The organism is Amycolatopsis minnesotensis, assembly GCF_039529815.1.
In the GTDB taxonomy this organism is placed as follows: domain Bacteria; phylum Actinomycetota; class Actinomycetes; order Mycobacteriales; family Pseudonocardiaceae; genus Amycolatopsis; species Amycolatopsis minnesotensis.
On sequence record NZ_BAAANN010000025.1, the window covers coordinates 39,484 to 59,094 of the forward strand.

The 19,611-nt window shown below is 70.2% G+C and carries 17 protein-coding genes; 2 read left to right on the top strand and 15 right to left on the bottom strand.

Annotated features, from left to right (window positions below; genetic code table 11):
• Positions 1 to 36 precede the first annotated feature (36 nt).
• The 4 genes from ABD256_RS28135 to ABD256_RS28150 form a co-directional block, all read right to left on the bottom strand.
• Entirely contained in the window at positions 37 to 1,173 is a 1,137-nt protein-coding gene (locus ABD256_RS28135; RefSeq protein WP_344425366.1) for a hypothetical protein, read from the bottom strand.
• Between the two features lie 41 nt (positions 1,174 to 1,214).
• Positions 1,215 to 2,501: a transaldolase family protein gene (locus ABD256_RS28140; protein ID WP_344425369.1), complete on the bottom strand. Its 1,287-nt coding sequence runs from the start codon at positions 2,499 to 2,501 to the stop codon at positions 1,215 to 1,217.
• On the bottom strand, positions 2,501 to 3,250 hold the full coding sequence (locus ABD256_RS28145; protein WP_344425372.1) for an HAD family hydrolase: 750 nt from the start codon (positions 3,248 to 3,250) through the stop codon (positions 2,501 to 2,503). Before ABD256_RS28145 ends, ABD256_RS28140 begins: the two co-directional genes overlap by 1 nt.
• A gap of 132 nt (positions 3,251 to 3,382) precedes the next feature.
• Positions 3,383 to 4,360 carry a helix-turn-helix domain-containing protein gene (locus ABD256_RS28150; protein WP_344425375.1) on the bottom strand — a complete coding sequence of 326 codons (978 nt, stop codon included), beginning with the start codon at positions 4,358 to 4,360 and terminating at the stop codon, positions 3,383 to 3,385.
• Between the two features lie 122 nt (positions 4,361 to 4,482).
• Between ABD256_RS28150 and ABD256_RS28155 the strand changes: the two genes are divergently transcribed.
• Complete coding sequence (locus ABD256_RS28155) at positions 4,483 to 5,712, top strand: MFS transporter (RefSeq protein WP_344425378.1); 1,230 nt, start codon at positions 4,483 to 4,485, stop codon at positions 5,710 to 5,712.
• A 57-nt stretch (positions 5,713 to 5,769) separates the two neighbouring features.
• Here ABD256_RS28155 and cysC read toward each other — a convergent pair whose 3' ends face one another.
• From cysC to ABD256_RS28200, 9 genes are all read right to left on the bottom strand, one after another.
• Complete coding sequence (gene cysC, locus ABD256_RS28160; protein ID WP_344425381.1) at positions 5,770 to 7,623, bottom strand: adenylyl-sulfate kinase; 1,854 nt, start codon at positions 7,621 to 7,623, stop codon at positions 5,770 to 5,772.
• Positions 7,623 to 8,552 carry a sulfate adenylyltransferase subunit CysD gene (gene cysD / locus ABD256_RS28165; protein ID WP_344425384.1) on the bottom strand — a complete coding sequence of 310 codons (930 nt, stop codon included), beginning with the start codon at positions 8,550 to 8,552 and terminating at the stop codon, positions 7,623 to 7,625. The genes cysC and cysD overlap by 1 nt, the downstream gene beginning before the upstream one ends.
• Positions 8,553 to 8,694: 142 nt before the next feature.
• Entirely contained in the window at positions 8,695 to 9,609 is a 915-nt protein-coding gene (locus tag ABD256_RS28170) for a ParB/RepB/Spo0J family partition protein (RefSeq protein WP_344425386.1), read from the bottom strand.
• Positions 9,610 to 10,251: 642 nt separating this feature from the next.
• A complete protein-coding gene (locus ABD256_RS28175; RefSeq protein WP_344425389.1) occupies positions 10,252 to 10,857 on the bottom strand; it encodes a GTP-binding protein in 606 nt (201 codons plus the stop codon).
• Entirely contained in the window at positions 10,838 to 11,200 is a 363-nt protein-coding gene (locus tag ABD256_RS28180) for a DUF742 domain-containing protein (RefSeq protein ID WP_344425391.1), read from the bottom strand. Before ABD256_RS28180 ends, ABD256_RS28175 begins: the two co-directional genes overlap by 20 nt.
• Positions 11,197 to 11,631, bottom strand: coding sequence for a roadblock/LC7 domain-containing protein (locus ABD256_RS28185; RefSeq protein WP_344425394.1), 435 nt, complete (start codon positions 11,629 to 11,631; stop codon positions 11,197 to 11,199). Before ABD256_RS28185 ends, ABD256_RS28180 begins: the two co-directional genes overlap by 4 nt.
• Positions 11,632 to 11,664: 33 nt before the next feature.
• Positions 11,665 to 13,992, bottom strand: coding sequence for a sensor histidine kinase (locus tag ABD256_RS28190; RefSeq protein WP_344425397.1), 2,328 nt, complete (start codon positions 13,990 to 13,992; stop codon positions 11,665 to 11,667).
• A gap of 517 nt (positions 13,993 to 14,509) precedes the next feature.
• Positions 14,510 to 15,571: a S1 family peptidase gene (locus tag ABD256_RS28195; protein ID WP_344425400.1), complete on the bottom strand. Its 1,062-nt coding sequence runs from the start codon at positions 15,569 to 15,571 to the stop codon at positions 14,510 to 14,512.
• A gap of 286 nt (positions 15,572 to 15,857) precedes the next feature.
• Complete coding sequence (locus ABD256_RS28200) at positions 15,858 to 16,607, bottom strand: LysR family transcriptional regulator substrate-binding protein (protein WP_344425403.1); 750 nt, start codon at positions 16,605 to 16,607, stop codon at positions 15,858 to 15,860.
• A 58-nt stretch (positions 16,608 to 16,665) separates the two neighbouring features.
• Here ABD256_RS28200 and ABD256_RS28205 point away from each other — a divergent pair, with 58 nt between their 5' ends.
• On the top strand, positions 16,666 to 17,037 hold the full coding sequence (locus ABD256_RS28205) for a DUF5997 family protein (protein WP_344425406.1): 372 nt from the start codon (positions 16,666 to 16,668) through the stop codon (positions 17,035 to 17,037).
• Between the two features lie 7 nt (positions 17,038 to 17,044).
• Here the strand turns inward: ABD256_RS28205 and ABD256_RS28210 are convergent, their stop codons facing one another.
• Complete coding sequence (locus ABD256_RS28210; RefSeq protein WP_344425612.1) at positions 17,045 to 18,415, bottom strand: amino acid permease; 1,371 nt, start codon at positions 18,413 to 18,415, stop codon at positions 17,045 to 17,047.
• A gap of 228 nt (positions 18,416 to 18,643) precedes the next feature.
• Positions 18,644 to 19,540, bottom strand: a complete 897-nt coding sequence (locus tag ABD256_RS28215) for a LysR family transcriptional regulator (RefSeq protein WP_344425409.1) — start codon at positions 19,538 to 19,540, stop codon at positions 18,644 to 18,646.
• Positions 19,541 to 19,611 lie beyond the last annotated feature (71 nt).

Sequence of the window (19,611 nt, forward strand, 5' to 3'; positions counted from 1 at the left end):
CTCCCTTGCGTTGTCGGTGTGCGGCGGGCGGGCCGGTCACGCGGCGGCCTGCTCGGCGAACTTCCGGTACCGCCCGGCGAGTTCGTCGGCCCAGACCCCGGTGTCCACCAGCCGCATGGTCCGGCACTCGTAACCGAGCAGCCGGCGCATGACGGCCATTTCGCGATCGGTGAAGGTCACCGTGCCGTCCTCGTCGATGTGGTCGATGCCGTCCGCGCGCTGGCAGTCCTCGTTGATCGCGATCGCGGTGTCCATCGGCATGTCGCCGGGCAGGTCCGGGGTGACGCCGTCACGGCCGACGCGCACCGGGTAGCCGCCGGGAAGCCCGTTCGGGGCGGGGGCGTGCGCGAGTACCCCGCTGTCGGTGGCCATCGCGTGCAGCACGCGCATCGCCGACGAAGCGGTGAGGAGCTGCCCGGCGTCGCCGCCGAGGCGGCGCAGCCGCCCGCTCAGGTGCGCGAACACCGCGCGGTGGGAGATGCCTTCGAGCGGCTCGCCGTGCACGGTCGCCGACAGGTGGTACGCGCCGTTCCCCTCGTCACCGAAGCGGGGGACGTAGTGGCTGAAGTAGTGCTGCGTCACCAGCTTCACCTCCACCGCGGACGGATCCGCGCCTGCCTCGATGGCGTGGCCGAAGGTCAGCGCGGGGATGATGTTGCCGACGTTGCCGATCCCGGTCGTCGGCGCCATCCCGGCCTTCGCCAGCACCGGGCCCACCGCGTCCGGGTAGGCGGCGTTCACCACCTTCGGCGCCGTGCCGGACTCCCGGATCGCTTGTGCCAGCAGGTAGTTCGGTGCGAGGTGCATGGGGAGCCACGGGCCGAGCTGGGCCTCGTCGAGCGCTTCGAAATCCGCCTTCGGCAGTTTCGTGATGATCCGCCACGACTGCAGGGACGCCGCCATGAAGACGATGTCCGGCCGCACGGCCGCGATGGTCTCCGCGGTGGCGGCCACGTCGTCGAGGTCGACCCGTTCGACCCGCACGTCGCCGAGCACGCCGAGGTTCGCGGCGGTCAGCATCGCCAGGTTCGCGGTCCTGGTGGCCTTCTCCAGATCGCGCCCCGCGAGCACCACCCGGTTCGTGTCGGGCGTGTTCAGCAGCAGCGTGAGCACGCGCGCGGCGAGGTCACCGCAGCCCACCACCATGATCAGTGGCTTTTCGTTCTCGGTCACGTCCTTCTCCTTTCCGGTGTCGGGTGTGGTTCGCCGGTGGGTCAGCGCCGGGACGACAGCAGGCCCCCGGCGCGGCGGACGCCGGCGGGCAGTCCGTCGATGTGGCGCTTGATGAACTCGAGCAGGCGGCGGGTGTTCCGGTTGACCTCGGCGTGGGTGCTGACGAACGCGCCGTGGCCCGCGAACTGGTCCGGTCGCATGCCGTCGGGTTCGACGGCGTTGCGGAAGTACGGCAGCCGTTCGAGCTTGGCGAGCACGGGTGCGGGCACCGGGCGGTCGATGGCGTCGCGGTCGAACCCGGTCAGCTCGCCGTCCCTGCGCATGGTCGCTTCGATGAAGTCCGGCTTGCAGGTGTAGGCGATCTCCGCGCCCGCGGTCTGCTCCAGGTGCATGCTGAGCAGATCCGTGTCCACGGACGGATGTTCGACCTCCAGGCTGGACAGCAGCATCTTCACCGGGTGGCGCCCCTCGCGCAGGATCCGGTCGATCCGCTTGAGCACCGCGACCTCGGCCCAGCGGACGTCGAGCGGGGTCAGGTCGACGCCGTGCTCCTCGGCCTCGGAGAGCAGATCCCCGTTGGAGCCGTACCGCCCGATCATGTGCGTGATCACGGCGCGCCAGCGTTCGGTGTCGATACCGGCCCGCTTCGCGTTGGCGAGCCCCGTTTCGACGGCGCGCACGCACGCCATGAACTGCGGCACGGTGTAGGTGAGCGTGTTGTTGATCGAGATGCCGCGGGAAACCAGTTCCGCGATCACCTCGTACCCCGCGGGCGTGCCGGGGACCTTGATCATCACGTTCGGGTCCAGCCCGGCCAGTTCGACGGCCTGGTCCAGCATCGTCGGCGCGTCGAACATCGTCCTCGGGTCGAGCTGGGCGGACACCCAGCCGTACCGGCCGCCGGAGTACCGCCACATCGGCATCATCGCGTTCGCGGACTGGGCCACCACCTCCCGGTAGACCAGGCCGAACACCGGTTCCGGGTCGAACTCCTTCTGCTGGGTGGCCTGCCGCCGCACCTCGCGCGACCAGGTCTCCGGCGAACTCAGCACGCTCTTCGCGATGAGCGACGGGTTCGTGGTCACGCCGCGCACCAGCGAGTGCGCCGGGTCGTCCAGCACCATGAACCGGTCGAACTGCGCCGTCCACCGCCTGCGGGTGGTGGGATCGGGCGCACGGTCGAGCACTCCGTCGCGCCAGGCGGGGAAGTCGGCAGGCGGGGAGTCCCACCAGATTTCGGCCGAGTCGGTGACCTGCTGGAGCTTCTCCAGGACGGTCAGATCGGTCGTGCCGGCTCCGTCGTTGGTGTTCTTGCGTAGCAAGGGCATCAGGATATTCCTCCGTTCCGGGTGGGGACCGTGGCCGCGGGCGATGGCAGGTTCGAAGACCACCGCCGCAGCAGGGCGGGCAGTTCCCGCATGGCGCCGAACCAGGTGACCTGGTCACCGGGGACCGCGTGCGGACCGGCCGGTGGCGTGCCGTCCGGGGCGTAGCCGAAGACGGTCATGCCCGCGCGCAGTCCCGCCAGCACGCCGGGCGCGCTGTCCTCGACCACCGCGCACCGGTCGGGGCGCACGCCGTGCGTCTCGGCGGCGTGCAGGAACAGGCCGGGGTCGGGCTTCCAGATCCCCACCTCGTAGGCGCTGTGGACGCGGTCGGCGGAGAAGAAGCGCAGGAGCCCGGTGTGCCCGAGGGTGTGCCGGATCTTGTCCGGCGGCGCGCTCGACGCGCAGCAGTACTGCTCTTCGAGCCCGCCGAGGACGGCCTCCACGCCTTCGATCCCGGCCAGGTCGCGGTCGAAGGCGGCCGCGCAGCGGGCACGGAACTCGCGGACGAAGTCGCCCGGGATCTCCTGGCCCGCGGTCTCGCCGAGTTCGGCCACCCAGTCGGCGACCTTGCGGCCCTGGATGAAGGCGAGCGCGGCGGAGGTGTCGAAGGACACTCCCAGCCGTTCCGCCATTTCCAGCATGACCTGCGCCGAAAGCGTCTCGCTGTCCACCAGTACGCCGTCGCAGTCGAAGATCACCATTCGATCGGCAGAACGCTTTTCGTTGTTCTCGGCAACCATGTTCGCCATTCCATCTCTTCGGTCCACTATGGACGAATTGAGCTGTGTGCTGTGCCGGCCGGATTCCCATCATCGCGACGGGGCCGGATTCATGGCAACACGAAAAGATGAACAGCGCGGGAGAGCGAGCGAGAAGTGAATTCAGGCGTCTTCGCGCGCGCGGTCTTCGGTGAATGCGCGCCGATAGGCCGTCGGTGAAATTCCGACCACCCGGTTGAAATGACGGCGAAGAGTGGTCGCCGTCCCCATTCCGACCTGCACGGCGATCTGTTCGACGCTCTCGTCGCCGGTTTCGAGCAGTTCCTGCGCGCGGCGGATGCGCTGGGTCAGCAGCCAGCGCAGCGGGCTCGTGCCGGTGACCGCGGTGAACCGCCGCCCGAAGCTGCGCAGGCTCATGTTCGCCTCGCGGGCGAGGCCGGACACGGTCAGCGGCTCGCCGAGCCGGGTCAGCGTGTGGTCGAGCAGGCTGCTCAGATCGTGCCGGTAGTCGGCTCCGTGCTCCTCGGCCTCGGCCAGTGGCGCCGCGATGAACTGGGCCTGGCCACCGGAGCGGTGCGGGGAAACCACGAGCCGCCTCGCCAGCGTGTTCGCCACGGCGGCGCCGTGGTCGTTGCGGACCATGTGCAGGCACAGGTCGATCCCGGCCGCCTGCCCCGCCGCGGTGAGGACGTCGCCGTCGTCGATGTAGAGCACCTCGGGGTCCACCTCGACGCGGGGGTAGCGCCGGGCGAGCCGTTCCGCGTACATCCAGTGCGTGGTCGCGCGGCGCCCGTCGAGCAGGCCCGCCGCGGCCAGCACGAAGGCCCCGGTGCAGATGGACGCCACCCGCGCGCCCCGCCGGTGCGCCCCGCGCACCGCGTCGACCAGGTCGGCGGGCGGTGCGTCCATGGCGGAGTCGCAGGCCGGGACGATGACCGTGTCGGCATCCGCCAGCGCGTCCAGGCCGTGGGTGGCCTCCGCGCGCAGCCAGCCGCCGACGCGCGCCCCTTCGGACGCGCAGATGGTCAGCTCGTAGCCGGCCTGCACGGCCTGCGGGTTTCCCTGGCCGAAGATCGTGCACGGGATGCTGAGCTCGAACAGGGGCATCCCGTCGGTCACGGCCAGCGCGAGGGTAGCCATGGCTTGAATTGTACGCATGGTGGCGTTCACGCCGCTTGTGGGGATCGATGGCTACTGTCAGTCTCGATGTCATGACCGATCAGACAACGAAGACGGAAGAAAGGCCCATATCGGGCGAACGTGTGCCCGTCGGTATCGGTAGCCGTGCTTGGCTGGCGATCGGTCTCGGTGTGGCCGCGGTCGGCTGGGGTGCGAACCAGTTCGCGCCGCTGCTGCTGATGTACCGCACCGAGCTGGGCATCCCGAACGCGACCGTGGAAGCCACCTACGGCCTGTACGCCGCCGGCCTCATCCCCGGTCTGCTGCTCGGCGGCCCGGTTTCCGACCGCTACGGCCGCCGCCGGGTGCTGGTCCCCGCACTGATCATCTCGGCGATCGCCAGCGTGGTCCTGATGTTCGGCGGGTCCGTGCTGGCGCTGCTCTTCGTCGGGCGGCTCGTCGCGGGCGTGGCCAGCGGCGCGGCGTTCAGCTCGGGTACGGCGTGGATCAAGGAACTCACCGCCGCGGGGTCCGGGCACGACCAGCACACCGGCGCCCGGCGCGCGACGATCGCGATGACCGCGGGTTTCGCCGCGGGACCGCTGGTGGCCGGCCTGCTGGCCCAGTGGGGCCCCGCGCCTGCCTTCAGCTCGTACGCGCCGCACGTGGCGCTCACGCTGCTGGCGGTGCCGTTCGTGCTGCGCACCCCGGAAACCCGTGAGGGGAACAGGTCGGCCGCGCTGTGGTCGCCGCTGCGCCTGCCCGAGGAGAGCAGCCGCCGCTTTCGGACGGTCGTCGCGCCGCTGGCGCCCTGGGTGTTCGGCGTGTCCTCGATCGCGCTCGCTTACCTGCCCGGCCTGGTGAAGGACCAGCTCGGGGAGAACGCGCTGGTGTTCAGCGCGGTGATCACCACGCTGACGATGGTCGCGGGCATCCTGGTCCAGCCGCTGGCGAGGCGCGTCAGCCACCAGGACAAGCCGTACCTGATCGCCACCGCGCTCGGCATCGTGATGGCCGGGCTCGTCATCGGCGCGATCGCCGCCGGGATCGGGCAGTGGTGGCTCATCGCCGTCTCGGCGGTGGTGCTCGGCGCGGGGTACGGCTGCTGCCTGGTGTGCGGCCTGATGGAGGTCCAGCGCATGGCGAGCCCGGAGAACCTGGGCAGGCTGACGGCGATCTTCCAGGCCATCGCCTACCTCGGGTTCGGCGTCCCGTACCTGCTCGCGATCGTCGAGCACGTGCTGCCGGTCCCGGTGCTGCTGTTGCTGGCCGCCGCGCTCGCCGTGCTGACGCTCGCCTGGACCGCCTACCGCGCGGTCCGCGGCTCCGGTTCGGGCTCCTCCGCCACCCGCGGTGCGCGAGCCACGAGCTGACCGCACCCCGTGAATGGGCCCCCTTCCCACGGGAAGGGGGCCCATTCACGGGTGGTGCTAGCCGTGCAGCAGGGAAATCAGCCGCGTGGCCTGATCGGCCGAGCCGAGGGTGTGGTCGAGCCGGAGATCGGGCTCGTCCGGTGCCTCGTAGGGGCTGTCGATCCCGGTGAAGTCGGAGATCTCCCCGGCGCGCGCCTTCGCGTAGAGGCCCTTCGGGTCACGGCTCTCGCAGATCTCCAGCGGCGTGTCCACGTGCACCTCGAAGAAGGCGACTCCGGCGTCGAAGTGGACCTGGCGCGCCAGCTCGCGGTGCTCGGCCAGCGGGCTGATCGCGGGCACCAGCACGATCTGGCCGGACGCGGCGATCAGCGCGGCGACGTGCGCCAGCCTGCGGAGGTTCTCCGCGCGGTCGCGCAGGCTGAACCCGAGGTCCGCGTTGAGCCCGTGCCGCAGGTTGTCGCCGTCGAGCACGAAGGCGGGCCGCCCGTGCGCGAGCAGCTCGCGTTCGGCGGCCACCGCGATGCTGGACTTGCCGGAGCCGGACAGGCCGGTGAACCACATCGTCGCCCCCAGCGCTTGCCGGTCTTCGGGGCCGACCAGCGAGGCGTGCCGCACCACGTTCGGGCTCGCGGCCCGCGCACCGTCGTCGCCGCCTGCCGAAGCGGGCAGCACCATCCCCGCGCCGACGGTGTTGTTCGTCGCCGGGTCGACCAGGATGAACGATCCCGTGGTGGCGTTGCGGCGGTAGTCGTCCACGGCGAGGGGCTTGTGCAATCGCAGCTTCAGCCTGCCGATGTCGTTCAACCCCAGCGAATCCGCCGACCGGTCGCTGTGCAGCGTGTTCACGTCGAGCCGGTACTCCATCGACACGATCTTCGCGCGCGTGGTGCTGGTGGTGTGCTTGACCACGAGCTCGGTGCCGTCGGTGAGGTCGCCCTGCTCGCTCATCCAGCACACCATCGCGTCGACTTCCTGGGTCAGCCGGGGCTGGTTTCCCTTGCGCGCGAGCACATCGCCGCGCGAGACGTCGATGTCGTCGTCGAGGGTCACCGAGATCGCCATCGGCGGGAACGCCGCGTCGAGCGGTCCGGTGGGGCCTTCGATGGAGGCGATCCGGGTCGCCGTGCCGGACGGCAGCGTGACCACCTCTTCGCCGGGGCGCAGCACACCGCCGGCGACGGTGCCCGCGTACCGGCGTTCACCGTGGCGGTCCGAGTCCGGCGGGCGGATCACGTACTGGACCGGGAACCGGACGTCGACGAGGTTCTCGTCGCTGCCGACGTAGACGTTCTCCAGGTGGTCGAGCAGTGTCGGGCCGCGGTACCAGTCCGATCGGGGCGACCGGGTCACCACGTTGTCGCCGTGCAGCGCCGAAACCGGGATCGCGGTGACGTCGGAGATGTCGAGGCGCCCGGCGAAGGAGTGGAACTCGTCGCGAATCTCTTCGAACCGGCGCTGGTCCCAGTCGACGAGGTCCATCTTGTTCACCGCGAGCACGACGTGCCGGATCCGCAGGAGCGAGGAGAGGAACGCGTGCCGCCGCGACTGCTCCTGCAGGCCCTTGCGCGCGTCGACGAGCACCACCGCCAGTTTCGCGGTGGACGCGCCGGTGACCATGTTCCTGGTGTACTGGGTGTGGCCGGGGGTGTCGGCGATGATGAACTTCCGCTTGGCGGTGGCGAAGTAGCGGTAGGCCACGTCGATGGTGATGCCCTGTTCGCGTTCCGAGCGCAGCCCGTCGGTGAGCAGGGACAGGTCGGTGTGGTCGTGCCCGCGCTCGTGCGACGTCTTTTCCACCGACGCCCACTGGTCTTCGAGCACGCCCTTCGAGTCGTAGAGCAGGCGGCCGATCAGCGTCGACTTCCCGTCGTCCACCGAGCCCGCGGTGGCCATCCGGAGCAAGGTGCCCATCAGAAGTATCCTTCCCGCTTGCGGTCTTCCATCCCTGCCGAGGAGATCCGGTCGTCCGCCCTGGTGGCGCCGCGTTCGCTGAGGCGGGAGAGCGCGGTTTCCGCGATGACCTGCTCGACGGTGCCCGCACTCGATTCGACGCACCCGGTGCAGGTGACGTCGCCGACGGTGCGGAAGCGGACGGTCGCCTCGAACGTCTCCTCGGCGGCGGAGGGCCGCAGGTGCCGGTGGGCGGAGAGCAGCATGCCGTCGCGGCGGAACACCGTGCGCTCGTGCGCGTAGTAGAGGGACGGCAGCGGAATGGCTTCCTCGCCGATGTAGGACCAGACGTCGAACTCGGTCCAGTTGGACAGCGGGAACACCCGGATGTGCTCACCCTTGCGGTGCCTGCCGTTGTACAGCGACCACAGCTCGGGGCGCTGCGCGCGCGGGTCCCACTGCCCGAACTCGTCGCGGAAGCTGTACATCCGCTCCTTCGCCCGCGCCTTCTCTTCGTCGCGGCGCGCGCCGCCGAACGCGGCGTCGTACCCGTGCTCGGTGATCGTGCGCAGGAGGGTCACGGTCTGCAGCGGGTTCCTCGACGGCCCGTCGTCGGTGACCCGGCCCGCGTCGATGTCGTCCTGCACCGCGCCCACCACGACTTTCGCGCCGAGCCTCGCCGCGCAGTCGTCGCGGAACTCGAGCACCTCTTCGAAGTTGTGCCCGGTGTCCACGTGCACCAAGGGGAACGGGAGCTTCGCCGGCCGGAACGCCTTCGCCGCGAGGTGGGCGAGCACGGCCGAATCCTTGCCGCCGGAGAAAAGCAGCGCTGGGCGTTCGAATTCGGCGGCGACTTCCCTGATCACGTGGATCGCTTCGGCTTCCAGAACCCGAAGGTGACTCAGTTCGTAGTTCGTCTTCAGCGTTGAGCCGGATTCGGCTGTCCGCACAGTGACCTCCTCGGTCGCCGGTTCTTTCCTTGAAGGACAAAGATTTTCCGGTACGAATTCAGGAGAACAAGGCCGCGGTCGCGGTGTCAACCCGACAGGTGCCCGCCCGTTCGCGAAGTGTCCGGAAAGGACTGTCCGGCGCTCATCCGGGACGGTTCGGCGGTTCCGTCGCGGCGTGTCCGGCCTGTTCGCGGAGCATGTCCGCGAATTCCCGCCACACCGCCTCGCAGCGAAGCGCGGCCGCGGCCACGGTCTCCCGGTGGTGCCACGGCACTCCCGCGGCCAGTCTCGCCCAGTGCCCGGTGTCGAGCGACAGCACACCGAGCAGCCGCAGCAGCAGGCGTCCGTCCTCCGACTGGCGCAGCGAAGGATCGCGAACGAGTTCGCGCAGCCGGACACCGTCGTCCCCCGTGTCGTGCGCGCCTGCCCGCGGGCCGGGGGAGTGCGGTCGCCGCACCGGATCCCGCCCGTGGGACAACCGTTCCTTCACCTTCCGCACGGTTCCCGGGGAAACACCCGCCTCACGGGCGATGGTGCGCAGCGACGCGTGCGGACTGCGCGCGAGCAGTTCGCCGACGGCGCGCCGCCCCTCCTCGGGGTGCACCGGCCGGACCCGGCCGTCACGCCCGAGCCTGCTGTGCAACTGTTCGCCTTCTTCGGTTGCACACCGCCGGATCGTGGCCACCGTCTGGGGCGAAACCCCGGCGACCGAACCGATCGCGCGGTCCGAGTAGTGCGGGTGCGAGGTGATGATCCGTTCGGCGGCGGCCTTGCGGTCTTCCACCGACAGCGGCAGGCCGTTGGTCACATTGGACTCGACCGCGAGTACGAACGCGTCGTGCTCGGTACCGTCGAAGAAGCACACCTCGATGGTGTCCCTGCCCCGCAGCCGGCACGCCCGCAGGCGGTGCATCCCGTCGATCACGCGCATGGTCTCGCGGTGCACGACGATCGGCGGCAGGGTGTCGCCCGCCTTGACCAGCGTCCTGGCGTGCTCGTCGTCTTCGCCGCCGAGGCGTGGTGAGTCGGATGGCTCGAGGCTGTCGATCGGGACCACGACCACCTCGTCCCGGTTCAGGAGCAGGCGCTGGCTGATCCGGTGGCTCCGCGCGGGGTCCGCTGGATCGTCTTGATTCCTCTCTGCGCCACGGTTATCGTTCGGTGCAAAGCCCATCAGGAAAACATCCTGGCAGTTTCGTCGGCGGCGGAATCGAAGCGGCCGCGCCGAGCTGGTGGAAACCGATTACCGGTCTTTCTCGAAAAAGCTGATCGTGGCGGCGAACGGCCCACCCAGTTGCCCCCCGGCGATATCGCTCGTGTCCCGTTCGTCCGTCACCGTTGTATCTCGTTCACCGCTGTATCTCGTTCACCGTTGTATCTCGTTCAACACTGCCGTTCGAGTAGACCACCACTGGACGGCAGGCTGCAATTTGATCACGAAGAGGTCACGGTGGCGGGGGACCGGGGGTCACGGCCGGCCTGCTCCGGCTGGGTGACACTGTTATTTTTAAACCCGCGTTATCACTCGTTCGTGAATGTCAAGGAAGAACCCAGCGTGACGGTCGCGGGGTTCTCGTACTCCGGTCGTTCCCGTGATTGGTTCTTATGGTGGTGATTGGGCTTGTCATCGCTGCGGGAAGTAGCGTGCCACCGAAGACGATCAAGGGCGGGCTCACCCTCTCGGACGGCCGACCAGGCGTCATGCGCGCGGCGCGCGGCGGATGTTCGCTTCGAGTTTCAAGAGGTGTTCCAGGAGGGTGACCAGAACCTCCTTGCTCGGCTCGCGTTCGCGCGCGTCGCACAGGGCGATGGGCATTTCGTCGGTGAGGTCGAGCGCGTCGCGGACTTCGTCGACGCGGTACACCGGGGCGTTTTCGAAACAGTTCACGCCCACCACGAACGGGAGGTTGCGGCGCTCGAAGAAGTCGACGGCCGCGAAACACGTTTCGAGTCTGCGGGTGTCGGCGAGGACGACCGCGCCGAGCGCGCCGCGGGCGAGTTCGTCCCACATGAACCAGAACCGCTGCTGGCCGGGCGTGCCGAACAGGTAGAGGACCAGCTCCGGGTTGATGGTGATCCGGCCGAAGTCGATGGCGACCGTGGTGGTGGTCTTCTCCTCCACCCCGGCGAGATCGTCGACCCCGGTGCCGAGCCCGCTGATCACCTCCTCGGTCCGCAGTGGCCGGATCTCGCTGACGGAACCGACCATGGTGGTCTTGCCGACGCCGAACCCGCCCGCGATCAGGATCTTCACCGCGGACGCCAGTACCGGCGCGGGTGCGTGGTCAGAGCCTTCGAATGCCATCAAGGACCGCCTGGAGTAGTTCTTGGCTCGGGATTTCCGAGGACGTCGGTGGGGACCGGTGCAGGAGGTAGCCTCGCTCGATCAAGTCGCTCAGCAGCACCTTCACCACCATGAGCGGCAGCCCGGTCAGCGCGGAGACCTCCGCGACCGAGCAAGACCGGGCGCACAGCCGCAGGATTTCGGCGTGCTCGGGGCTCATGATCTCGCTCGCGTGGTCCGTCACGGCCACGACCAGCGTGATCAGCCGCAGATCGTCGCGGGCGGGCCTGCTTCGCCCTCCCGCGAGGAAATACGGCCGGACAAGGGGACCCGCGTCGCTGTCGGGCCCGGTCGCTTCGGTCATCGTGGCGACGGGTGCGGCCCGTCGTCGCCGGCCGCGACCGGCCGTGGTGGTGCCGCCAGGCTGACGCCGACCTTCTTCACCAGCCTGGTCATCTCGTAGGCGACCATGCCGAGATCCGCCTCGCGCCCGGCGAGCGCGGCGAGGCAGGTGCCCTGCCCCGCCGCCATCACGAGCAGGAAGGAGTTGTCCATCTCGACCAGGGTCTGCCGCACGGTGCCCCCCTCGAAGTGGCGGGCGGTCCCGCGGGAAAGGCTCTGAAATGCCGAAGCCACCGCGGAAAGGTGTTCACCGTCCTCTTCGGACAGATCACGGGAGCGGCCCATGAGCAGGCCGTCCGCCGAGAGCAGCACCGTCCGGTCGATCGCGGCGACCCGGGTCACCAGGTCGTCGAGCAGCCAGTCCAGGTCCGCGGTCAGTCTCGTCTGTTCCACAGTTCGATCCTCGTTTCGGGGGTGCACCGGCGCTCAGCCGTCCCACGGTTCCGTGTCGTCGGCGCGACCGCGCCGGGTGCCGCGCTGGAAGGCCGCCATGAGGTCGCGCGCCTCGGCCGCGCTCGCCCCGCGGTCCTCGTCCACGGTTTCGTGGCCCTGCTCGGGTACTTCGGCCAGTTGCGGGGAAAGGTTTGCCTGGCGCCGCCGCCTCGGCAGCGGCGGCCGGTCGTCGGCGGGTTCCGGCCATCGCGGATCGCTCGGCGGGGGAGCCGCTTCGGCCCGGTGGCGCGGGCGCTCGGGTGCGCTTTCGGCCGGGCCGTCGGGCGAAGGTGCGGGCCACGACATGGCGACGCCGTCGCTCTCCGGGGTGGGGCCTTCGTCCGCCGCGGTGCCGAACCAGTCCGTGTGCCGGTCGTCTCCGGGGTCGGGCTCGGCGGCGGGGACGACGATCAGGCTGTTCGGGATCAGCACGACCGCGCGCACGCCGCCGTAGGACGAATCCATCAGCGTCACCCTGATGTCGTGCTGGCGGGCCAGCCGGGCCACGACGAAGAACCCGATCCTGGAGTCCTGGGTGAGCGCCATGACGCCGTAGTCCGGTGGCGCGCCGAGCATCGCGTTGGCGCGCTGGAGGTCCTCGGCCAGCATGCCGAGCCCCTGGTCGTCGATCTCGATCACCGCGCCCTTGCCGACCGGGTTGCCGCGCATCTCGATCCTCGACTCCGGCGGCGAGAACTCGATGGCGTTGTCCACCAGTTCGGCTAGCAGGTGCACGAGGTCGGCCACCGCCCGCCCGGCCACCGGCAGCTCGGGGAGCCTGCCGAAGGTGACCCGCTGGTACTGCTCGGTTTCGGCCACCGCGCTGCGGACGACGTCGATGAGGGGCACGGCGTCGTGCCACTGGCGGGTCAGCTTGCCGCCGCCGAGGATGATGAGGTTCTCGGCGTTGCGCCGCTCGCGGGTGCTCAGGTGGTCGAGCTGGTACAGCAGATCGACCTGGTCGGGGTCGTCGGCGTTGCGTTCGGCCTTGTCCAGCACGCCGAGCTGGCGGTGGACGACGACCTGGCTGCGACGGGCGATGTTGAGGAACACCGCGTTGGCACCTTCCCGCAGTTGCGCCTCCTGCACGGCGGCGGCGACCGCGGCCCGCTGCGCCTTGGTGAACGCCGCCGCGACCTCGCCGATCTCGTCGGCGCCGTAGTCGAGACCGGGCACCTCGGCGGCCACGTCGACCCGTTCGCCGAGCCGGATCCGCGCGACGACCTCCGGCAGCCGCTCGTCCGCTTCGACGGTGTCCGCGCGAAGCAGCCGCAGACGGCGGATCAGGTCGTTGCCCATGCGCACGGCGAGGAGCAGGACCAGCAGCGCCAGCAGGACGCTGCCCGCCGCGATGACCACCGAGCGGGTAACGGCGTCGTCGGCGGCCCGCTTCTCGTCGGCCGCGGCGGCGGTGCCGATCTTGCCGAGGCCCATCTCGCTGACCGCGCTCGCGGTGCGGCGCACGGCGTCCTGCCACTGCCCGGTGGTCGCGGGCAAGGTCGCCGCGCCGGCGGAGCGAGGTGGGCGGAAGCCGAAACCCTGGCGGATGAGCGCGTCTTCGACCGAGGCCAGCAGCGCCCAGTCGGCGGACGCCGTGATCGCGTCGAGCGCGCGCTGCTCCTGGGCGGGCAGCCGCGGGCCGATCGCGGCCAGGTCGGCGCGGTAGGCGCGGGTGAGTGAGGTGAACCGGTCCAGCTCGTCCGGGGACAGGCCGCCGTTCCCGGCCGCCGCGGCGGCGAGCGCGTTGCTCCGGTCGAGCCAGTCCGACGCCCGCATCAGGTCCGACGCCACCGACCGGCGCTGCGCGATGTCCTTGTCGGTGGAGTCGCGCCCGATCGCGTCCGCCGCCACGATCATCGCGTCGGCGACCTGGCTGTAACCGTCGTAGACCTCGAGCCGGGAAGCCTGTCCGCTGTCGACCCGCTGGCGCAGTGCGGGAATCCCCGGCATCGTCGCCACGAACCGCTGGATGGACGCCTTCGCGCGGGCAGGCATCGCGTCGGCGACCTGCGTCGAGATCGCCCCGAACCGCGCCATCAGCCGGGTGAACCCCTGCCTCGCCTGGTCCAGTGCCGCCTTGTGCTCCGGGGAGGGATCGGCGGCCATCGCGACGCTCGCCCGCCGCTCCTCGCTCATCGCGGGCATGAACGGCACCGCCATCGCGTACCCGTCGGCGAGCAGGGCCGCCGTGTCGCGCCGTTCGACCGCGCCGGTCAGCAGGTAGGTGTTGAGACCTGCGCCCGCCGCGAGCAGCACCACGCTGGGGAGCAGCGCTATCGTCAGCACCCTGGTGCGCAAGGAGAACCGGGACTTTCTCCGCACCCGCCGGAAGAATCTTGGTTTCGGCTCTGCTTGATCGCGCCTGGTCTTTTCTTTTCCTGGTTGCTTGGGCACTTGGTGGCCTTTCGACAAGCCGTTCGGGAAGTCCGGCCGTCGGATCGGAGTAGTGAGCAACGAGCGTTCGGGCTCCATGATTAGCCGGAAGGCAGGGCAAGTCCAGACGATTAGCGTGATTAGGCCATCCACATTCGGTGACCGCCGCTCAGCCTTCTGGCGCATTGCCCCGTGACAGGCCGGGGCCTAAGGTCGTCGCGGTATTGGCGCGGTCGTGACCGGAAAGTCCACAGTGGATTTCCGTGGCGGTGCCGGTTCGATCTTTCCCGCGCCGTGGACGCGGACGTAGTCAGGTCCCGAAGGTCACCCCGGGGACCTGGGCGCGGCGAATTCGGTTCTCGTGCCGAATTGCGTCCGGAAACAATACCCGTGAAGGCCGGTATGACGGCATCCGATGCCGTCATACCGGCCTTCACGGTATTCGAGTGAACGGGAAGGAGTTTGTTCAGGGAAGGGTGAGCCCGTACGCGGCGAGTGCGTCGGGAACGGGCTGGAAGAAGGTTTCGCCACCCGACGAGCAGTCACCGCTTCCGCCGGAGGTGAGCCCGAGCGCGGTTTCGCCGTCGTAGAGGGAACCGCCGCTGTCGCCCGGTTCCGCGCACACGTCGGTGTCGATGAGGCCGTAGACGCTGCCCTCTTCGTAGTTCACCGTCGCGTTCAGGCCGGTGACGGTTCCTTCGTGCACGTCGGTGGTGGAACCGCTGCGGGTCACCTGCTCGCCGACGGTGGCTTCACCGGCACCGGTGATGTCCTGCCCGGTGTTGATGGCGCTCGGGCTGTCCACGCCGGGGTCGTACGACGCCCACGAGTAGTCGTGGCCGGGGAAATCCGCGCCCTGCGTGGTGGCGATGTGCTGGTAGTTCGAGGAATCCTCCCACCAGTCGTTCGTCGCGACGCCGCAGTGGCCCGCGGTGAGCAGCGCCGGGTTGCCCTCGGAGTCGTGCACGTTGAACCCGAGCGAGCACCGCAGTCCCTGGCCCCAGATGGCGTCGCCGCCGCTGATCAGGGGGCGCAGCCGTCCGCCGGTGCGGGCCAGTTTCGCCTTGCCGCCCGCGTCGCCGACGGCCTTGGTCAGCGTGGCCAGCTTTTCGCCGGTGACGGTCGAGTCCGCGGTGACGAGCACCTGCCCGGACCGGGGGTCGACGCGCCACGCGGTGCCGGGGATCCGTGCCGTGCGGTCGAATCGCGCGGTGACGGCGGCGAGTTCGGAAGCGCGGTACTGGACGTGTTTCGGGATCGCACCCGCGGCGCGGACCTGGTCGGCGCCCGCGGCGTCGGTGACCGTGACGACGAGCCGTGAGAGGGCGCGGTCGTAGTAGGACCCGGCGGTCCGATCACCGAGCGCGGTGGTCAGCGTTGCCGAGAGCGCGGTGGCCTGCCGGACGGGCAGCGCCGTGCCCGCGTTGGCCGTGCCGGGGACGACGGCGAGCGCGGCGACGGCAACGGTCGCCGCCGCGAGCGGGACTATTCGAGAACGACGGGAATTTCCGTGGCGAGCGGGAGACATGGGCTACTCCATGCGTGGTGAGCCAATGGGGAAAACACCGGTGCTGGGAGTGAACGCGCGTGTACCCAGAATAGAAGCCGCGCGGTGCCGGTCAACCTGCGTAAGTCGTGAACCGGACAATGTCGTGACCGGTACCGGTGCGCCGGACATCGGTTCTCGCGGAAGCGGCCGGAATGGCTGCGGTGCTCGATTATGCCCGGTGACCTGGCCGGAGAAAGATCAGCTCGCGAACGAATTCGCGGAAATCCGCGCGATCGCCTTCGGTGAATTGGGGTGCGGAAAACGGCTAGCCCCGGCGACGGGGTTTCCCGCGCTTGCCGCCGCGGGGCGCGCCGGAACCCCGGCGCGCGCTCTTGCCGGTCGACCTGCCCGCCGCGGTCTTGCGCTCGTTCGCATCGGGGCGGGCGGCCTTCGGCGGTGACGGCGGGCGGCCCCTGGTGCTGTTGACGGTCCGGCCGCGGACGATCCCGATGAACTGCTCCATCAGGTCCGTGGTCTCGTCCTCCAGCCAGGACAGCGCGACGCGGGATTCCGGGGTGCCCGGCACCGGGCGGTAGGTCAGGTCCCTGCGGTGGTGCAGGCGGGCGAGCGACTGCGGGACGACGAGCAGCCCGACGCCCGCGGCGACCAGTTCGACGGCGTCCGCCGTCGTGGCGGGGCGGTCGAGGGCGGGCCGGCCCGGTGGCCGCTCCCAGCCGAGGGTGTCGTCGAGGGGGTGCAGCAGGACGTCGTCGGCGAGGTCCTCGGGGGTCACCTCGTCGGCCGCTGCCACGAGGTGGTCCTTCGGCGCCACGACCACCGTCGTCTCGGTGTAGAGCGGGATCGCGTGCAGGCCGGTCCGGTCGGTCGGCAGGCGCAGCAGGGCCGCGTCGGCGCCGCGTTCGCGGACCAGGCCCGCGGCCTCGGCGGCGGGCACCTCGACGAGCGTCAGCGGGACGCCGGGATAGCGCTCCCGCCAGATCCGCACCCACTTCGCGGGTGTCGCGCCGGGGACGTAGGCGAGCCGGAACGAGGGGGGGACGTCCGAGCCGGTCACCGGGCCAGGTTACCGGGCGTGATCGGCGGCGGCGCACGCGCCCGATACCCTCGACGCCATGAAGTCGCACAAGACGCCCCAGACGATGAAGCCCGCGACCGCGGCGAAGAAGCTGGGCGTGTACCTCGAAGCCACCCCCGAGTCGTTCCAGGCGGGTGTCGTTTCGCGCGACGACCTGAACGCCATGCAGGCCGACCCGCCGGAGTGGCTGCGCGAGCTTCGCCGCGACGGCCCGCACCCGCGACAGGTCGTCGCGGCGAAGCTGGGGGTTTCCATCGGCGGTCTCGCACGCGGCGGGATCACCGACCCGCTCACCACCGAGCAGATCGACGCGGTCAAGGCGGACGGTCCCGAGTGGCTGCTCCGGGAACGCGCCACCTTCGCCGAGGCGCGGCAGGAAGCCTTGCGCGCCAAGGAGACGCGTTCCTGAGTCCAGGTCAGGGGTGCTCGGCGGCGCGCCGCTCGGTCGGCTCGGGGGAGGGTTCCCGCGGTTCGGCGGGGACCTTGGCCCCGTGGCGCTTGCGGAACTGGTAGGCGATGAGGATCAACGCCAGCGTCACCGCGCTGAGCCAGAACTGCGAGCGGCTCGCGGGCAGGAAGGCCATCGCCAGGATGACCGTCACCATGAGCGCGATGGTGGCGTAGCTGAGCCAGGGGAACAGCCACATCTTCAGGCTGAGCGCCGACGGGTCCTCGCGCGCGAGGCGTTTGCGCAGCCGCACCTGTGCCAGCGCGATGCTGAGGTAGACGAACAGCGCGACCGCGCCGTAGGAGTTCACCAGGAACTGGAAGATCACATCCGGTGAGGTGTACGCCGCGATGACCGAGGCGTACCCGACCAGGGTGCCCGCGAGGATCGCGCGTCGCGGCACACCGCTGCGGGAAAGGCGGGTGAACGCCCGTGGCGCGTCGCCGTGCCGCGTCAGCGCGAAGAGCATGCGCGACGAGGTGTAGAGCGCGGAGTTCAGGCAGGACAGCACGGCCGTGAGCACGATGCCGTTCATGATCGTGGCGACCGCGGGGATGCCGAGCACTTCCAGTACCGCGGCGTACGGGCTGACCCCGGTTCCGGGGGAGTTCCACGCCTGCACGGCCACCACCACGAAGACCGAGCCGACGTAGAAGAACACCACCCTGAGGATGATCGACCGCATCGCCTTCGCGATGGCCTTCTTCGGCTCCTCCGACTCGGCGGCCGCGATCGTGACGATCTCGGCGCCGGTGTAGAAGCCGACGCAGGGCACCACCGCGGCCAGCACGGCGCCGATGCCGAGCGGCGCGAAACCGCCGTGCGACACCAGGTTCCCGACCCCGCCGTGGGCGCCGGGCCAGACCCCGAAGAGGTAGAGGGCGCCGAGGACGAGGAACACCACGATGGCGACGACCTTGATCGAGGAGAACCAGTACTCGAACTCGCCGTAGGACCGCGCGGAGACCATGTTCGTCCCGGTCAGCAGGACCAGCAGGCCGAGGCTGAGTATCCACAGTGGAACGCCGGGCAGCCACAGCTGCAGGATCCGGCCGCCGGCGACCGCCTCCACGGCCACCACGATGACGAAGAAGTACCAGTACATCCAGCCGACCGCGAAACCGGCGCGGTTGCCGAGCGCCTCCCTCGCGTAGACGTAGAAGGATCCCAGCGCGGGCCTGGCGACCGTCATCTCGGCCAGCATGCGCATGATCAGCACGGTGATCAGCCCGGCGATCAGGAACGAGATGACGGCGGCGGGGCCCGCCGACTGGATGACGACGCCGCTGCCGACGAACAGCCCGGCGCCGATCACCCCGCCGAGGGCGATCAGGTTCATGTGGCGTTGCTTGAGGCCGGGCTTCAGCCCGGTGGGTGCGTTCTCTTCCGACGCAGAACCCACGTCTCCTCCTTCTGACTGCCGCTCGGTGTCCGGACCGGACCGTCGGCGGCGCTCGGGTTTCGTTGCGAGCCGCTGTGTGGTTCCGGTCACCGTAGAAATATCCTGGGCCGGGCGCGAGTGCCAGTTCCGCCGGTGTAGAAGGGTCCAGTTCCCAGCGGCTGGGCGTCAGTGGCGGCCGATCGCCAGTGCCAGTAGCGCGGCGGGGGCGCCGACCAGCTTCCGGCCGGCCGGCCACACCGCGCGCAGGGTCCGGCGCAGGTCGATGCCTTCGACGGGCACCGTGACCAGCCGGTGGTCGGTCAGGTTCCGCGCCACGTCGAGCGCGCTGATCGCCGCGGGCCCCGCGCCCGCGGCGACCGCGTTGCGGACGGCCGAGGCGGATCCCAGCTCCAGCAGGGGGCTCACCGCGGTCACACCGGCCGCCCGCAGCGCCGCGTCCAAGGTCTCCCTGGTGCCGGAGCCCCGTTCGCGCACCACCAGCGGCGTGCTCGCCAGATCGGTGGCGGTCAGTGGGCGGCGCCGCCTTGCCCAGCGATGGGAGGCGGACACGACGACCACGAGGTGGTCGGTGGCGACCTTCCTGGTGGACAGCCCGGTCGGCGGGTACGGGTATTCGACGAAGCCGAGGTCCACCTTGCCCTCCCTGGTGAGCTCTCCGACCTCGTCGGAGTTGCGCACCTGGAGCCCGAGGTAGAGATCGGGCCTGCCGCGCTTCAGCTCACCGACCCAGCCGGGCACCAGGTGCTCCGCCAGCGTCATGCTCGCCGCGATGCGCAGTTCGGCGCGGTGCTGGGTGCGGAGCGCCTCCGCGCCGGTGAGCAGCGCGTCGACCTCGTCGAGCACGCGGTGTGCCCAGCCGGCGACCGCGCGACCGTCCGGGGTCAGCGCCGAGCCGCGGCGGGTGCGGTCCACGAGCACCAGCCCGAGCCGTCGTTCCACTGTGGACAGGCGCTTGCTCGCCGACGGCTGCGCGATGCCGAGCGCGGCGGCGGCCTGGCCGATGCTGCCCAGTTCGTCGACGAGCACGAGCAGGCGGAGTGAGTCGAGATCGGGCATGGTCATAGCCTTAGGGTATGAGCTGGCAGCGAGCTGCCGGCTACCGAGGGGCGGGTGTCGCGCGCAGAGTCTTGGAT

Coding starts and splice junctions, on each gene's coding strand:
- ABD256_RS28140 (WP_344425369.1), bottom strand. CDS start 2,501: ATGCCCTTGCTACGCAAGAACACCAACGACGGAGCCGGCACGACCGAT.
- ABD256_RS28145 (WP_344425372.1), bottom strand. CDS start 3,250: ATGGCGAACATGGTTGCCGAGAACAACGAAAAGCGTTCTGCCGATCGA.
- ABD256_RS28150 (WP_344425375.1), bottom strand. CDS start 4,360: ATGGCTACCCTCGCGCTGGCCGTGACCGACGGGATGCCCCTGTTCGAG.
- cysC (WP_344425381.1), bottom strand. CDS start 7,623: ATGGGCACCTTGCTCCGGATGGCCACCGCGGGCTCGGTGGACGACGGG.
- ABD256_RS28175 (WP_344425389.1), bottom strand. CDS start 10,857: ATGGCATTCGAAGGCTCTGACCACGCACCCGCGCCGGTACTGGCGTCC.
- ABD256_RS28180 (WP_344425391.1), bottom strand. CDS start 11,200: ATGACCGAAGCGACCGGGCCCGACAGCGACGCGGGTCCCCTTGTCCGG.
- ABD256_RS28195 (WP_344425400.1), bottom strand. CDS start 15,571: ATGTCTCCCGCTCGCCACGGAAATTCCCGTCGTTCTCGAATAGTCCCG.
- ABD256_RS28205 (WP_344425406.1), top strand. CDS start 16,666: ATGAAGTCGCACAAGACGCCCCAGACGATGAAGCCCGCGACCGCGGCG.
- ABD256_RS28210 (WP_344425612.1), bottom strand. CDS start 18,415: ATGAACCTGATCGCCCTCGGCGGGGTGATCGGCGCCGGGCTGTTCGTC.
- ABD256_RS28215 (WP_344425409.1), bottom strand. CDS start 19,540: ATGACCATGCCCGATCTCGACTCACTCCGCCTGCTCGTGCTCGTCGAC.